We start from the raw sequence: 14,982 nt of genomic DNA, 5'->3' as shown, positions 1-14,982 counted from the left end.
AAGCCTGTAAGCCGGGTTCTGTCCTTTAAGACAGCCATCTATCTCGACGCACCGTTGCCGGTACGCTCAAGCCGCCTCCCCGGGACGGCCGGGCCGGCCTGTTGTCCCTCCACGGCGTTGCTCCGGATAGAGTTTACAGCGATGGACGCTTGGCACGCCATCGGGTGAGCTCTTACCTCGCCTTTCCACCCTTACTGGCCGGTCGCCTCCATCTGAAGGCGGTCCTGTTCCTAGTTTCGGAAAATGGGTGTATCACGTCGGCCTGCGGCCGCCGTGATGCATCCGCCTCCACATGGAGGCAACCGGCCAGCGGTCTATTTCTGTTGCACTTTTCCTAGGGTCGCCCCCGGCGGGTGTTACCCGTTATCCTTGCCCTATGGAGCCCGGACTTTCCTCACCCACGGGCCTTTCGCCCCGCAGGCGCGGCTGTCCAGCTTGCTTGCCCGACTATTTTACGCTATCTTGCCCGGATTGTCAAATCAAAAGCGCTCAGCGTTTGCATTTTCTCTTCAGGTGGGATATAATAAATTAGTTAAACTATGAAAAGGGAGGAACTGTTATGAAGCGTTCCACCATACAGGAATATCTGGCGGGTCTGAAGGGCAAGCGGGTGGCCGTCATCGGCATCGGCGTGTCCAACACCCCCCTGATCAAAATGCTGCTGCGGGCGGGCGTGAAGGTCACCGCCTGCGACAAAAAGCCCATGAGCGCCTTTGCCGGTCTGGCCGAGGAGCTGGAGAGCCTGGGCGCCACCCTGAAGCTGGGGGAGGACTACCTGGAGGACCTGGACTTTGAGGTCATCTTCCGCACACCCGGTATGCGGCCCGACCTGCCCCAGCTGGTGGCCGCCCAGCAGAAGGGGGCCATCCTGACCTCTGAGATGGAGGTCTTTTTCCAGGTCTGCCCCTGCCGCACCATCGCCGTCACCGGCAGCGACGGAAAAACCACCACCACCACCATCATCGCCGAGCTGCTCAAGGCGGCGGGGGAGACCGTCTATGTGGGCGGCAACATCGGCAAGCCCCTGCTGCCCGACGTGGACGGCATGGAGCCGGGGGATATCGCCGTGCTGGAGCTGTCCTCCTTCCAGCTGATGACCATGGACCGGAGCCCCAACATCGCCGTGGTCACCAACCTGGCCCCCAACCACCTGGACGTCCACAAGTCCATGGAGGAGTACATTGAGGCCAAGGAGAACATCTTCCTCCATCAGAGCGAACAGGATCTGCTGGTGGTCAACGCCGACAACGAGATCACCCACGGCTTTGCCGGAGAGGCTCAGGGCCGGGTGGCCATGTTCAGCCGCCTGTCCGAGCCCGCCCGGGGCGCCTTCCTGCGGGATGGGGTGATCTGGGTCCGCAACGAGATGCACGAGCGCCCGGTGCTGCCGGTAGCCGACATCCTGCTGCCCGGCACCCACAACGTGGAGAACTATATGGCGGCTATTACCGCCCTGGACGGCCTGGTGCCCGATCCGGTGGTGCGGGACTTCGCCCAGAAGTTTGCCGGAGTGGAGCACCGCATCGAGCTGGTGCGCACCTTGAACGGTGTGAAGTACTACAACGACTCCATTGCCTCCAGCCCCTCCCGTACCATTGCCGGCCTGCGCTCCTTCCACCAGAAGGTGATCCTCATTGCCGGCGGCTACGACAAGCACATCCCCTTCGACGTGCTTGGCCCTGAGATCATCGGCCATGTAAAGGAATTGTTCCTCACAGGCGATACCGCGGAGAAGATCAAGGCCGCCGTGGAGAACTGCCCCGATTATCTCCCCTCCGCCCTGCCCATCACCGTCATCGACGGCTTTGAGGAGGCGGTACTGGCCGCCCACAAGGCCGCCAAGCCGGGTGATGTGGTGATCCTGTCTCCCGCCTGCGCCTCCTTTGACAAGTTCAAGAACTTTATGGAGCGGGGCGCCGCCTTCAAGAAGATCATTTATGGATTGTCATAAATAGCCTCATAAGGAGGAGTTACATTTGGATATGAAAATTGTGCTGGAGACCCTGTGCGGCTGCACGGCGCCCTCCGGCTTCGAGAACCCGGCGGCTCAGGCTGCCCAGGCCCTGCTGGCCCCTCTGGTGGATGAAACCAGCATTGACCGCATGGGCAACCTGATCGGTGTGCGCCGCTGCGGCCGGGAGGGGGCCAGCACCATCCTGCTGGACGCCCATCTGGATGAGATCGGCCTCATCGTCACCGGCGCGGAGGAGGGGTACCTCCGGTTCCGCACCATCGGCGGGGTGGACCCCCGGATGCTGCCCGGCCGGGAAGTGACCATCCTGACCCAGCCCCCCATGGTGGGCATGGTAGCCAGCCCCGGCCCCGAGCAGGACGACGAGAGCAAGTCCGTGCCCATCGCTGAACTGGTGATAGACGCCGGTCTGACCCAGGAGCAGGCAGAACAGCTGGTGGGCACCCCCATGGTGTACCGGGGCTCCTGCTTCCCTCTGGGGGAGGACCAGATGTGCGGCAAAGCCATGGACGACCGGTCCTGCTTTGCCATTCTGCTGCGCTGCATGGAGCTGCTGAAGGACAAGGAACTGGACATGGACGTGTACGTCATGGGCTCCACCCGGGAGGAGGTCTCCGGGGTGGGCGCCACCGTGGGCACCTGGGCGGTACAGCCCGACTGCTGCATCGCCGTAGACGTGACCCACGGCCGCACCCCCGATGGCCCCGCTGACAAGACCTTCGTGCTGGGAGGCGGACCCGCCATCGGTGTGGGCCCCAACATGGCCCGCTGGATGACTCAAAGGCTGCTGGATAAGGCACAGGAAAGGGAAATTCCTTTCCAGCAGGAGGTCATGAGCGGCCACACCGGCACCAACGGCTGGGAGATGCAGATCAGCCGGGAGGGCGTTGCCACGGCGGTGCTGTCTCTGCCTCTGAAATATATGCACAGCCCCATTGAGGTGCTGTCTCTCACCGATCTGGAGCACACCGCGGCTCTGCTGGCCGCCTTTGTGGAGGATCTGGGAAAGGAGGGGCAGCTGTGAAGGAACTGCTGAGAAAACTGTGTACCCTGCCCGGCGTGTCCAGCTGGGAGGACCAGGTGCGGGACTGCGTGATGGAGGTGGCCGGCCAGTACGCCACCGAGCTGCGGGTGGACGCCATGGGCAACGTCATCGCCTTCAAGGAGGGCGCCAAGGCCACCGGCAACAAGCTGCTGCTCACCGCCCACATGGACGAGGTGGGCCTGATGGTGCGCGCCATCACCGACGAGGGCTACCTGAAATTCGACACGGTGGGCCGCATTGACCGCCGGGTACTGCTGGGCAAGCGAGTGCTGGTTGGCCCCAAGCTGCTGCCCGCCGTGGTGGGCTTGAAGGCCTACCATCTGGTGAGCCGGGACGAGGAGAAGAACGTCCCCAAGCTGGACGAATTCTACCTGGACATTGGAGCCAAGAGTAAGGAAGAGGCGGAAAAGCTGGTCCGTCTGGGGGACGTGGCCGCCTTTGACAGCACCCCTGAGATCTTTGGGAACGGGCTGCTGAAGGGCCGGGCTCTGGACAGCCGCATCGGCTGCGCCGTGCTGCTGTGGCTTATGCGGGAGGAGCTGCCCATGGACTGCACCTTCGTGTTCACCGCCCAGCAGGAGGTGGGGGCAAGAGGTGCTTTCGGCGCCGCTTTCTCGGTGCAGCCGGAGATTGCTCTGGTGCTGGAGGGAGCTCCCGCCGCCGATGTGGCCGGGGTGCCCGCCCACAAAAAGGCCTGCGCCCTGGGCAAGGGAGCGGTGCTCCCCATTATGGACAAGGGCGTTATCGTGGACCGGAAGCTCTTTGAGACCCTGCGGAAGCTGGCGGAGGAACAGAACATTTCCTGGCAGCTCCGGGAGGCCACCACCGGCTCCGGCGACGCCATGGCGGTCCAGCGGGCCGCTTCCGGCGTGCGTACAGCGGTGATTGCCGCCCCCGTGCGCTACCCCCATACCCCCGCCACCCTGGCCAGCGCCGAGGATATCGAGGCCATGCTCCAGCTGACCCGGGCATTCATCAACCATCTGTCCAAGGAGGACTGACCATATGGATATTTTAGAGATCATGCAGGCCCTCAACGCCTGCCACGGCCCCTCCGGCAACGAGGGCCAGGTGGCTGCTGCCATCCGGACCCTGGCCGCCCCCTATGTGGACGAGATCACCACCGACGCTTTGGGCAACCTGATCTGCCACAAGCAGGGCACCGGCCCCCGGGTGATGTTTGCCGCCCACATGGACTCCATCGGCTTCATCATTACCCACATCGACGAGCATGGCTACCTGCGCTTCGGCCAGGTGGGCGGCCTGTCCGCCCACGACCTGCCCGGCACCCCCGTCCGCTTCCGCAACGGCACCCGGGGCGTGGTGGCGGTCCAGGGAAAGGTGGAGCCCAAGGACTGGAAACTGGATCACCTTTACATTGATATCGGTGCCAAGGATCAGGCCGAGGCCAAGACCATGGTGCAGGTGGGGGACACCGCCGTATTTGACACCACTCCCTTTGTCAGCGGCCGCAAGCTGTTTTCCCCCTATCTGGACGACCGCATCGCCTGCGCCATTCTGCTCTCTGCCATGGAGCGCATCAAGCACGCCGGCAACGACCTGTACTTTGTCTTTACCGTTCAGGAGGAGGTGGGTCTGCGGGGCGCCCGCACCGCCGCCTACGGCATCGCCCCTGACTACGGCATCGCCGTGGACGTGACCGACTCCGACGACATCCCCGACGCTCCCCACGAGTGCTCCAGCGTGGCGGGGAAGGGCGCCGCCATCAAAGTGATGGACAGCTCGGTCATCTGCCACCCGGCAGTGGTGAAAACCCTGGAGGATCTGGCACAGGCAAGGAATATTCCTTACCAGCGGGACATCCTCCGCTTCGGCGGTACCGACGCCGGCGCCATCCATCAGAGCCGCTCCGGCGTGTACACCGGCGGTATCTCGGTGGCCACCCGGTACGTCCACACCCCCATGGAGGTGGCCGACCTGGACGACATCGAGGCCTGCGTGGCCCTGACCGCCGCCTTCGCTCAGGCCAAGCTGGAGGCGTAATTTCTCTGAAAATGGTGGGGCGTCTCCGACGTCCCGCCAAACCCACAAACCATAGATAGAACAGGATGGATCAAGGAAAATGTCTTTACAGATCAGCGACAAAGTAAAAGCCCTGGCGGCGCAGGCCCAGGCCGACCTGGCGGAGCAGTTTGCCCGCATCGACGCCATTGCCGAGGAGAACACCCAGAAGGTGCTGGCCGCCTTCCAGAAGCACCGGGTGGCCGAGGCCCACTTCGCCGGTACCACCGGCTACGGCTACGACGATCTGGGCCGGGATACCCTGGACCTGATCTACGCCGACCTCTTCCACACCGAGGACGCTCTGGTGCGGGTGCAGTTTGTCAACGGCACCCACGCCATCTCCTGCGCCCTCTTTGGCGCCCTCAAGCCCGGCGATATTCTGGTGTCCGCCGTGGGCGCTCCCTACGACACCATGCTGGGTGTCATCGGCGTGGTGGACAAGGGCCCCGGTTCCCTGAAAAGCTACGGCATCGAATACAGGCAAGTAGATCTGGTTGACAACGCCCCCGACCCGGTGGGGCTGGCGGAGGCCGTGAAGGACCCCCGGGTGAAGGCGGTGCTCATCCAGCGCTCCCGTGGCTACGCCACCCGCGCCTCCCTGTCGGTAGAAGAGATCGGTGCGCTGGCCAAGGTGGTCAAGGACAATAACCCCAACGCTGCCGTGCTGGTAGACAACTGCTACGGCGAGTTTGTGGAGACCATCGAGCCCACCCAGGTGGGGGCCGACCTGGTGGTGGGCTCCCTCATCAAAAACCCGGGCGGCGGTCTGGCCCCCACCGGCGGCTACATCGCCGGACGGCACGACCTCATTGAGGGTGCCGCCATGCGGCTCACCACCCCCGGCATCGGCAAGGAGTGCGGCTCCACCTTTGGGGCCAACCGCAGCCTCTATCAAGGACTTTTCCTTGCCCCCCACACCACCGCCCAGGCCGTCAGGACCGCCGTCTTTGCCGCCCGGATCATGGAGCTGCTGGGCTACCAGGTGGAGCCCGCCTCTGACGCGGTGCGCCACGACATCATCCAGATGGTCCACTTCGGCTCTCCCGAGCCTCTGAAGAAGTTCTGCAAGGGCATCCAGTTCGGCGCTCCGGTGGACTCCTACGTTACCCCTGAGCCCTGGGATATGCCGGGCTACGACTGCCCGGTCATCATGGCCGCCGGCGCCTTCATCCAGGGCGCTTCCATTGAGCTGTCCTGCGACGCCCCCATGCGGGAGCCCTACACCGCCTACTTCCAGGGCGGCCTCACCTATGAGAGCGGCAAGGCCGGCGTTATGCTGGCGGTGGAGGAGCTGCTCAAGGATTAAGGCATAGGACGAACCGGCCCCCGCATAGCCTGCCCTGAGGGGGTGAGGCCATGAGGCGGTCCTTGCGGATGTGGTCCCCCCGCCGCAGAATCCGTATCCGGCGGCGGGGAAGAGGCCTGCTGCTGGCGGCTGCGGTGGGGATCGGTCTGGCGCTGCTGGTGATCTGGCTGCTGGACGCCGCCCTGCGGCCCGCCGTCACCACCCTGGCCACCGTTCAGGCCCAGAACAAGATCACCGGTATCGTCAACGATGCGGTGACTGCAACCCTGGCCGACCAGGGGGTGGCCTATGCCGACCTGGTGACGGTGGAGCGGGACGAGAGCGGCAAGGTGTCCCTGCTGGCGGTGGACTCTGTCAAGCTGAATACCTTGCGTACACAGATCCTGCAAGAGGTTCTGGAACAGGTGGAGGGATTGGACGCCCAGGAGCTGGGGGTGCCGCTGGGCAGCCTCACCGGCTTTGCCACCGCCTCCGACTGGGGGCCCACGCTGCCAGTGGGTGTACTGACGGCGGCGGTGCCCAAAGCGGAGTTCTCCAACCAGTTTACCGCCCAGGGCATCAATCAGACCCTGCATCAGATCATGCTGGACATTACAGTGGAGGTCACCCTGCTCATCCCAGGTGGGCGGGCAGAGACCAGCGTCACCGCTCAGGTGTGCGTGGCCGAGACCTTACTGGTAGGGGATGTGCCCGACACCTATCTGGGGCTGCCCGCCGCCGGTTCGTAAGAAAAGCGTAAGACACGCCCTCTTTTTTCTGTGGTATTATGATTTCAGAAAAAAGGAGGCGATTGTATGGACGACCTGCTGTGGTATCTGGAGATTACGCTGGATTATATCAAACAGATGCTGCCCTGTATGGCCATAGCCGCGGGCTGTTTTCTGGCCCTGCTGCATCACAGAAGGCGGGGGCTGTACCGCCGGGGGCTGCAAAGCGGCGTGGTGCGGGAGATCGGCCTCTTGGCGTTTGTGCTCTTCTGCGCCGGACTGGCGGCCCTGACGGTGTTTCCGTCCAACTTCTGGACGGTATCCCACTGGCAGGAGGCCTTTCAGGGGCTGCGGCCCTTTTTTCCCATCACGCCCCTGAGCGAATCGGTGCAGTATATTGGATGGACACCCACCCTGTTCCGTGGAGACAGACTGGGTGCGTGGGGCTTCTACATGGTGCTGGCCAACGCCCTGATCTTTGTGCCCATCGGCTTCTTTGCCAACCTGCTGTGGCGGAAACCCCGGTGGTGGAAGGGGCTGGCGGTGGGCTTCTGCGTGTCCCTTACCATCGAGTTTTTACAGCTGTTCGTCAACCGCTCCACCGATGTGGACGACCTGATCCTCAACACCACGGGGGCTTTCCTGGGCGGGCTCATCGCCCTGCTGCTGGGCAAGCTGGCCCCCAAACTCACCCGAACATTTCAAGTGGAGGTCCGCCATGGACGAGAAACAGGAGATCCAAAGCCTGCGCCGGGAGCTGGAGCAGGCCAACTATGAATATTACGTGCTGGACAACCCCAGCATGAGCGACTACGACTTCGACCACAAGCTGCGCCGCCTGGAGGAGCTGGAGGCCAAGTACCCCGAGCTGATCACCCCTGATTCGCCCACCCAGCGGGTGGGGGGCAAGGTAGCCGACGGCTTCGCCGAGGTCCACCACCGGGTCCCCCTGGAGAGCCTCCAGGACGTGTTCTCCTTTGAGGAGCTGGCCGACTTCGGCCAGCGGGTCCAGGACGCCCTGACAGGCGGGGTGGAGTACGACGTGGAGCCCAAGGTGGACGGGTTGTCGGTGGCGCTGGAGTACGAGAACGGCCTCTTTGTCCGGGGCGCCACCCGTGGTGACGGCCAGGTGGGGGAGGACGTGACCGAGAACCTCAAGACCATCCCCTCCATCCCCCTGCGTCTGCCCGAGGCCCTGCCCTCCCTCATCGTCCGGGGCGAGGTGTTTATGCCCAAGAAGAGCTTTGAGCAGCTCAATGCCGACCGAGAGCTGCGGGGCGAGGCCCTCTTTGCCAACCCCCGCAACGCCGCCGCCGGTTCTCTGCGGCAGCTGGACCCCAGGATCGCCGCCTCCCGCAAGCTGGACATCCGGGTGTTCAACGTCCAGTGGGCCGAAGGCAAGACCTTCACCACCCACACCGAAACCCTGGAATACTTGCAGGAACAGCGCTTTAAAGTAATTCCCCATTACACCTGTCATTCCATCCAGGAGGCGGCGGAGCGCATTGCCGCCCTGGGGGACGGCCGGGAGGAGTTCCCCTTTGACATCGACGGCGCTGTTGTAAAGGTAAATAACCTTGCAGACCGAACCACCCTGGGTTCCACCGCCAAATTCCCCCGGTGGGCCGCCGCCTACAAGTATCCCCCCGAGCAGAAGGAGAGCGTGGTGGAGGACATTGTGGTGCAGGTGGGACGGACCGGCGTCCTTACGCCCAAGGCGGTTGTAAAGGCGGTGCGCCTTGCAGGTACAACCGTCACCAACGCCACCCTCCACAACCAGGACTTCATCACCGAGAAGGATATCCGCATTGGGGACACGGTGCTGGTTCAGAAGGCGGGGGAGATCATCCCCGAGATTGTGTCGGTCATTAAGGACAAGCGCCCTGAGGGCACGGTACCTTATCATCTGCCCGACCACTGCCCGGTGTGCGGGGCTCCCGTGGCCCGGGATGAGGACGGGGCCCACATCCGCTGCACCGGCGCCGAGTGCCCCGCCCAGCGGCTGCGGCACATCGTCCACTTCGCCAGCCGGGACGCCATGGACATCGAAGGTCTGGGCCCCGCTGTGGTGGAGAGCCTGGTGGGTGCGGGACTGGTGAAGGGTCCCGGCGACCTGTACAGCCTTACCGCCGACCAGGTGGAGCCTCTGGAGCGGATGGGCAAGAAGAGTGCGGAAAACCTGATGGCGGCCATTGAAAAGTCCAAGTCCGCCGGACTGGGACGGCTGCTCTTTGCCTTCGGCATCCGGCAGGTGGGGCAGAAGGCGGGCAAGGTGCTGGCCGCCCGGTTTGGCACTCTGGACGCCCTCATGAACGCCGGTGAAGAGGAGCTCACCGCCGTGCCCGATATCGGCGGCATTACGGCCCAAAGCCTGCTGGACTGGTTCGCCAACGACCAGAGCCGCCACCTCATCGAGGCCCTGCGGCAGGCAGGGGTGTCCTTTGACAGCACCGAGGCCCCGGTGGGGGACAAGCTGGCGGGCAAGACCTTTGTGCTCACCGGCACCCTGCCCACCATGGACCGGAAGGAGGCCGCCGCCCTCATCGAGGCCCAGGGGGGCAAGGTGAGCGGCTCGGTGTCCAAAAAGACCAGCTATGTGGTGGCGGGGGAGGCCGCCGGGTCCAAGCTGCAAAAGGCCAACGACCTGGGCATCCCGGTGCTCACCGAGGAGGAGCTGCTGGCTCTGCTGGGACAGGAATAAGACAAAAACCGCCGTCGGGTGCTCCGGCGGCGGTTTTGTTCGCCAACCGCCGCCCTTGACGCTCCGGCCCAAAACTGCTACAATATTTTGGATCCTGATCACCAAGGAATAGAAGGGAGCGGGCGGCATGGTGCTGGCGGTAGACGTAGGTAATTCCACCACCACGGTAGGTCTGTTTAACGGGGAGGGCAAGCTGCTCTTCCGGGCCACCCTGGAGACCTCCCGGAACAAGACCCGGGACCAGTGCGCCATTGACCTGCTGGGCGTGTTCGGACTCTACGGCGCCGACGTGAAGGCGGTGGATGGGACCATCCTGTCCAGCGTGGTGCCTCCGCTCACCGCCGTCTTTACCGATGCCCTCACCCGGCTCACCGGCAAGACGCCCATGGTGGTGGGCCCCGGCATCAAGACCGGGCTCAACATCAAAGCCGAGATCCACAATCAGCTGGGCAGCGACATCGTGGCCTCGGCGGTGGCGGCCATTGCCGCCTATCCCAGCCCCATTGTCATGGTGGACCTGGGTACCGCCACCTCGGCCTCCCTGATCGTGGGCAGCGTGTACGAGGGATGCGTCATCATGCCCGGCCTGACCCTGGCGCTGGAGGCCATGTGGGACCGGGCGGACGCCCTGCCTCCCATTTCTCTGGAGACCACCGCCCCGGTGGAGCTGCTGGGCCGCACCACCGAGGAGGCCATGCGCTCCGGCGCTCTCTACGGCCACGCCGCCATGCTGGACGGCGTCATCGACCGGATGGAGGAGGCGGCGGGCAGCCCCGTTACCGTGGTGGCCACCGGCGGCAGCGCGCCCCGTATCCTGCGCTACTGCAAGCGCACCGTCCACTACGACGCCGACCTGGTGATGCGGGGGCTCTACCTGCTCCACCAGAAGAACAGCCGGAAGCCCAGGAGGGCCTGACCTGGTACTCAACGGCACATTGCCGTGGGTAAATATAAGTGCGCTGCATCCTCAAAGAGGAGCGGCAGCAGGAGGGAAGTAACCATGAGAGCAAACGAAAAAACCAGACGCCTGACCGGACTGGCCTTAATGACGGCCATTATCGTGGTCCTGCAGGTAGTCGCCAGCTTTGTCAAGTTCGGCCCCTTCTCCATCACCCTGGCCCTGGCCCCCATCATCATCGGCGCGGCCCTGTACGGTGCGGGCGCAGGCGCCTGGCTGGGCGCTGTGTTCGGTGTGGTGGTGCTCATCGCCTGTATTGCAGGCTGGGACTACGGCGGAAACGTCCTCTTTACCGCCAACCCGCTGCTCACTGCCGCCCTGTGTATTGTCAAGGGCGCTGCCGCCGGTTTTGTGTCCGGCCTGGTGTTCCGGGGCCTGTCCCGCCGCTCCCCCATGGGAGCCGCCATCACCGCCGGTATCGTCTGCCCGGTGGTCAACACCGGCATTTTCATCGTGGGCCTGACCCTGTTCTTCTACGACATCCTGGTGGCCTGGGCCGGTGGTACTGACTTGATCTACTACATCATCTTTATCATGACCGGCGTCAACTTCCTGCTGGAGCTGGCCATCAACCTGGTCCTCAGCACGGTGATCGTCCGGGTGGTGGGGGCCAGAAAGCGGTCCTGACATCCCAATATGCCAGCGGGCGGCCTTCGGGCCGCCCGCTTTTTTGCTGACCGGCAGTCCATTTTGCATTTTGAGGCTTGTGCTCATTCAAAAACCAGGAAGTTTTTCAAATAAGGACTTGCAATTCTGCAAGTCGACGCATATAATATGTCAAGAAAACGGATACAAGGGAGAGATTCCATTGAAAGAGCTGTCCAGGATCGCGGAGGCCGTCCAGGCGTCCACCACCATGGCCATTGACGCCATGTTCAAGCAGATGAAGGCCGACGGCATCGACGTCATCGGTTTCGGCGCCGGTGAGCCCGACTTTGATACCCCCGACGCCATCAAGGAGGCGGGCATTGCCGCCATCCAGAACAATGTGACCCGCTACACCCCCGCAGCCGGTACCGTGGAGCTGCGTCAGGCGGTGTGCGACCGCATGAAGGCCGACTACGGCCTGGACTACAAGCCCGCCCAGGTGGTGGTGAGCAGCGGCGCCAAGCACCTGGTGTACCTGGCTCTGCGTGCCATCGTCAACCCCGGCGACGAGGTCATCCTGCCCGCGCCCTACTGGGTCAGCTACTATGAGCTCATCAAGATGGTGGGCGGCGTGCCCGTGGTGGTCACCGCCACCGAGGCCGAGCACTTCAAGCTCACCGCCGACAAGCTGGAGGGGGCCATCACCGACAAGACCAAGGCCATCATTCTCAACAACCCCTCCAACCCCACCGGCATGATGTACAGCAGGGAGGAGCTGGAGGCTCTGGAGGCGGTGTGCGCCAAGGCCGACCTGTACGTCATCTCCGACGAGATCTACGCCTGCCTGGTGTACGACGGCCGGGAGTTTACCAGCTTCGCCTCCCTCAGCGAGGACGCCAAGGAGCGCACCATCCTCATCAACGGCGTGTCCAAGGCCTACGCCATGACCGGCTGGCGCATCGGCTACGCCTGCGCCAATGCCAAGATCGCCAAGATCATGGCCAACTACGTCAGCCACTCCACCGGCTCCCCGGTGGCCATCTCCCAGAAGGCCTCTGCCGCCGCCCTCAGCGGTCCCCAGGATGAGGTGCTCACCATGAAGAAGGCCTTTGAGGAGCGCCGCAACTTCATCGTCAAGGAGATGAACGCCATCCCCGGCGTCAGTTGCATCATGCCCGAGGGCGCCTTCTATGTGATGATGAACCTGAACGAGCTCATCGGCAAGACCATCCACGGGGTGGAGATCACCAACGACGACGTGTTTGCCGACGCCTTCCTGAAGTACGGCCTGGTGGCCGTGGTGCCCGGCTCCGGCTTCGGCGCTCCCAACTTCGTCCGCTGGTCCTACGCCACCTCCATGGACAACATCAAGGAGGGCCTGGCCCGTCTGAAGAAGTTCCTGACGGAGTAAGTTCCGCCCTGTGAAAAGAGACCGCCATCGGCGGTCTCTTTTTTATCCGCCCGGCGGGGAATCGGGGGATGACAAAATCCCCGCCAATCCGCCTCAGGCCGTTGACTTCCTGCCATAGGGGTGGATATAATATAAAATACGCATTTAACAAGGAGTGAACTGTCCATGAGAATGGTGCTGGCCATCATTTTGTGCAAGATCCTGCGCTTCGTGGGCAAGCTGGTAGGGAAGGGCAGCAGCCTGCCCGGCCAATTTGCCTTAAAACTGTGCCCCGACGTGCTGCGGCGGGTGAAGCTGCCCTCCTACGTCATCGCCGTTACCGGCTCCAACGGCAAGACCTCCACCGTGGAGATGATCGCCTCGGTGCTGCGTGCGGCGGGGAAGGACGTGGTGTACAACGCCGAGGGCTCCAACCAGATCGAGGGCGTCACCACCCTCATCCTCACCCACTGCACCCTGGGCGGGAAGATGAAGGGGGACGTGCTGCTGCTGGAGAGCGACGAGCGCTACGCCCGCTACAGCTTCAAGTGGTTCCATCCCACCCACTTCGTCATCACCAACCTGTACCGGGATCAGCTCACCCGCAACGGCCATCCAGAGTGGGTGTATGACGCCATCCTGCCCGCCATCCACGACGACACCACCCTGGTGCTCAACGCCGACGATCCCCTGGTGTCCTGCTTCGCCCAGGGCCACGACAAGGTGAAGTGGTTCGGCCTGGAGGCCTGGGAGGGCGCTACCAAGGAGCACCACGGCGTGTACCACGACGGCGCCCGGTGCCCGGTATGTAAGGGGAAAATGGAGTACACCCTTTACCACTACAATCAGGTGGGCCACTACCGCTGTACCGCCTGCGGCCACCACCGCCACGATCCCGACTTTGCCGCTACCGGCCTGGACCTGAAGGAGGGCAAGCTGGTGCTGGACGGGGATACCGAGATTGCCCTCAGCTTCCGCAGCATCTACAACGTGTACAACATCCTGGCGGCCTGGTCCCTGTGCCGGCTGTGCGGGGTGGACAAGCAGACCATCGCCAAAGTGCTGGGCAGCTACATCCTGAAGAACGGCCGGATGGTCACCTTCACTCTGGGCAAGCACCACGGCACCCTGCTCACCAGCAAGCATGAGAACTCGGTGGCCTACGACACCAACCTGCGCTATATCAAGGACACCGGCAAGGACTGCTCCGTGCTGGTCATCGTGGACGCCATCAGCCGCAAATACTTCACCGGCGAGACCAGCTGGCTGTGGGACATCGACTTCGATCAGCTGGCTGCTCCCCATGTCAAGCGTGTGGTGCTGTGCGGCAAGTATGTCAATGACCTGGCCCTGCGGTTTGACTGCTCGGCGGTACCTCAGGACAAGATCACCTGCCTGGACACTGTGGCCCAGGCGGCGGAGCTGCTGGAGCAGGACGGGGAAGAGGACCTGTATGTGGTTACCTGCTTCTCCGACCGGGACAAGCTGCTCAGCCGGGTCCAGCGGACGGAATAAGGAGGGGTGGATATGAATATCAAACTGCTGCATCTCTACCCCGAGGCCATGAGCCTGTACGGGGAGTACGCCAATCTCACTTTGCTGTCCCGCTATCTCACCTGGCGGGGGGCTGAGGTGGAAGTCAAGGCCGTGGGCTGTGACGAGGCCCCCGACTTTACCAGGGCCGACCTCATTTACATGGGGGCTGGCACCGAGCGCACCCAGAAGGCCGCCCTGGGCTGGCTGACGCCCTATAAAGACGCCCTGAAAGAGGCGGCGGAGGGTTCTCTGGTGCTCTTCACCGGCAACGCCATGGAGCTGCTGGGGGTTTCCATCACCGACCAGAAGGGGACGGTGTATGAGGGCCTGGGCTTTGGGGGCTTTGCCACCGTGGAGACCGACAAGCGTGTGCCCCACGACGCCATCGCCAAAACCGGCCTGTTCCCGGAGCCGGTGGTGGGCTTTATGAACAAGTGCTCCCACACCAGCGGGGTAGAGACCCCGATCTTTGAGGCCATGACCATGGGCATGGGCAATGAGAAGGAGGGAGGCCCCGAGGGCTTCCGCCACGGCAACGTGGTGGGCACCCACATCACCGGGCCGGTGCTGGTGAAGAACCCGGCCTTCCTGGCCTGGATTGCGGAGCGCATCCTGGAGAACAGGGGGGAGGCCCTGCCGGTACGGTTGGACAAGCCGGACTGGCTGATCCACGCCGAAAAGGCCTACCAGGTCACCCTGGAGGAGCTGTCCGCTCTGGCGAACAAGTGAAGATAGGAAAAATGGCCGCCAAATG

Annotated in this window: 13 protein-coding genes and 1 other RNA gene; 13 read left to right on the top strand and 1 reads right to left on the bottom strand. The window is 63.5% G+C overall.

Annotation, left to right across the window (positions count from 1 at the left end):
* An RNA gene (rnpB, locus tag IHN22_RS04640) (RNase P RNA component class A) lies at positions 1 to 442 on the bottom strand; the annotation flags it as partial.
* Between the two features lie 117 nt (positions 443 to 559).
* Between rnpB and murD the strand changes: the two genes are divergently transcribed.
* The 13 genes from murD to IHN22_RS04575 all read left to right on the top strand — a co-directional run bounded on the left by murD (position 560) and on the right by IHN22_RS04575 (position 14,957).
* Complete coding sequence (gene murD, locus IHN22_RS04635; RefSeq protein ID WP_191433777.1) at positions 560 to 1,951, top strand: UDP-N-acetylmuramoyl-L-alanine--D-glutamate ligase; 1,392 nt, start codon at positions 560 to 562, stop codon at positions 1,949 to 1,951.
* A 31-nt stretch (positions 1,952 to 1,982) separates the two neighbouring features.
* The gene (locus tag IHN22_RS04630; RefSeq protein WP_191433780.1) at positions 1,983 to 2,996 is read left to right on the top strand and encodes a M42 family peptidase; all 1,014 of its coding nucleotides are present in this window, start codon (positions 1,983 to 1,985) and stop codon (positions 2,994 to 2,996) included.
* Positions 2,993 to 4,018, top strand: a complete 1,026-nt coding sequence (locus IHN22_RS04625) for a M42 family metallopeptidase (protein WP_191433775.1) — start codon at positions 2,993 to 2,995, stop codon at positions 4,016 to 4,018. Before IHN22_RS04630 ends, IHN22_RS04625 begins: the two co-directional genes overlap by 4 nt.
* A gap of 4 nt (positions 4,019 to 4,022) precedes the next feature.
* Positions 4,023 to 5,021 carry a M42 family metallopeptidase gene (locus IHN22_RS04620; protein ID WP_087389364.1) on the top strand — a complete coding sequence of 333 codons (999 nt, stop codon included), beginning with the start codon at positions 4,023 to 4,025 and terminating at the stop codon, positions 5,019 to 5,021.
* Positions 5,022 to 5,100: 79 nt separating this feature from the next.
* The gene (locus IHN22_RS04615) at positions 5,101 to 6,348 is read left to right on the top strand and encodes an aminotransferase class I/II-fold pyridoxal phosphate-dependent enzyme (protein WP_191433773.1); all 1,248 of its coding nucleotides are present in this window, start codon (positions 5,101 to 5,103) and stop codon (positions 6,346 to 6,348) included.
* A 50-nt stretch (positions 6,349 to 6,398) separates the two neighbouring features.
* The gene (gene yunB / locus IHN22_RS04610) at positions 6,399 to 7,076 is read left to right on the top strand and encodes a sporulation protein YunB (protein ID WP_191433772.1); all 678 of its coding nucleotides are present in this window, start codon (positions 6,399 to 6,401) and stop codon (positions 7,074 to 7,076) included.
* Between the two features lie 66 nt (positions 7,077 to 7,142).
* Positions 7,143 to 7,832 carry a VanZ family protein gene (locus tag IHN22_RS04605; RefSeq protein ID WP_191433770.1) on the top strand — a complete coding sequence of 230 codons (690 nt, stop codon included), beginning with the start codon at positions 7,143 to 7,145 and terminating at the stop codon, positions 7,830 to 7,832.
* Entirely contained in the window at positions 7,774 to 9,756 is a 1,983-nt protein-coding gene (gene ligA / locus IHN22_RS04600; RefSeq protein WP_191433768.1) for an NAD-dependent DNA ligase LigA, read from the top strand. The genes IHN22_RS04605 and ligA overlap by 59 nt, the downstream gene beginning before the upstream one ends.
* A 127-nt stretch (positions 9,757 to 9,883) precedes the next feature.
* Complete coding sequence (locus IHN22_RS04595; protein WP_191433766.1) at positions 9,884 to 10,672, top strand: type III pantothenate kinase; 789 nt, start codon at positions 9,884 to 9,886, stop codon at positions 10,670 to 10,672.
* 84 nt (positions 10,673 to 10,756) lie between these two features.
* Positions 10,757 to 11,341, top strand: a complete 585-nt coding sequence (locus tag IHN22_RS04590) for an ECF transporter S component (RefSeq protein WP_087330267.1) — start codon at positions 10,757 to 10,759, stop codon at positions 11,339 to 11,341.
* Positions 11,342 to 11,522: 181 nt separating this feature from the next.
* Complete coding sequence (locus tag IHN22_RS04585) at positions 11,523 to 12,713, top strand: pyridoxal phosphate-dependent aminotransferase (RefSeq protein ID WP_300985456.1); 1,191 nt, start codon at positions 11,523 to 11,525, stop codon at positions 12,711 to 12,713.
* A gap of 165 nt (positions 12,714 to 12,878) precedes the next feature.
* Positions 12,879 to 14,207 (top strand): Mur ligase family protein, encoded by a 1,329-nt coding sequence (locus IHN22_RS04580; protein ID WP_191433764.1) that lies wholly within the window; start codon positions 12,879 to 12,881, stop codon positions 14,205 to 14,207.
* A 12-nt stretch (positions 14,208 to 14,219) separates the two neighbouring features.
* Entirely contained in the window at positions 14,220 to 14,957 is a 738-nt protein-coding gene (locus tag IHN22_RS04575; RefSeq protein WP_191433763.1) for a hypothetical protein, read from the top strand.
* The last annotated feature ends 25 nt before the right edge of the window (positions 14,958 to 14,982 follow it).

The organism is Flavonifractor sp. An112, assembly GCF_904377885.1.
Classification (GTDB): Bacteria; Bacillota; Clostridia; order Oscillospirales; family Oscillospiraceae; genus Flavonifractor; species Flavonifractor avicola.
Note: the sequence above shows the minus strand (reverse complement) of the source record. Positions and strands in the feature narration are given on the sequence as shown.

Excerpts from the sequence above, each read along its gene's own strand:
- IHN22_RS04615 (WP_191433773.1), top strand. The coding sequence starts at position 5,101 with ATGTCTTTACAGATCAGCGACAAAGTAAAAGCCCTGGCGGCGCAGGCC.
- murD (WP_191433777.1), top strand. The coding sequence starts at position 560 with ATGAAGCGTTCCACCATACAGGAATATCTGGCGGGTCTGAAGGGCAAG.
- IHN22_RS04575 (WP_191433763.1), top strand. The coding sequence starts at position 14,220 with ATGAATATCAAACTGCTGCATCTCTACCCCGAGGCCATGAGCCTGTAC.
- IHN22_RS04620 (WP_087389364.1), top strand. The coding sequence starts at position 4,023 with ATGGATATTTTAGAGATCATGCAGGCCCTCAACGCCTGCCACGGCCCC.
- ligA (WP_191433768.1), top strand. The coding sequence starts at position 7,774 with ATGGACGAGAAACAGGAGATCCAAAGCCTGCGCCGGGAGCTGGAGCAG.
- yunB (WP_191433772.1), top strand. The coding sequence starts at position 6,399 with ATGAGGCGGTCCTTGCGGATGTGGTCCCCCCGCCGCAGAATCCGTATC.
- IHN22_RS04630 (WP_191433780.1), top strand. The coding sequence starts at position 1,983 with ATGAAAATTGTGCTGGAGACCCTGTGCGGCTGCACGGCGCCCTCCGGC.
- IHN22_RS04595 (WP_191433766.1), top strand. The coding sequence starts at position 9,884 with ATGGTGCTGGCGGTAGACGTAGGTAATTCCACCACCACGGTAGGTCTG.
- IHN22_RS04580 (WP_191433764.1), top strand. The coding sequence starts at position 12,879 with ATGAGAATGGTGCTGGCCATCATTTTGTGCAAGATCCTGCGCTTCGTG.
- IHN22_RS04590 (WP_087330267.1), top strand. The coding sequence starts at position 10,757 with ATGAGAGCAAACGAAAAAACCAGACGCCTGACCGGACTGGCCTTAATG.
- IHN22_RS04605 (WP_191433770.1), top strand. The coding sequence starts at position 7,143 with ATGGACGACCTGCTGTGGTATCTGGAGATTACGCTGGATTATATCAAA.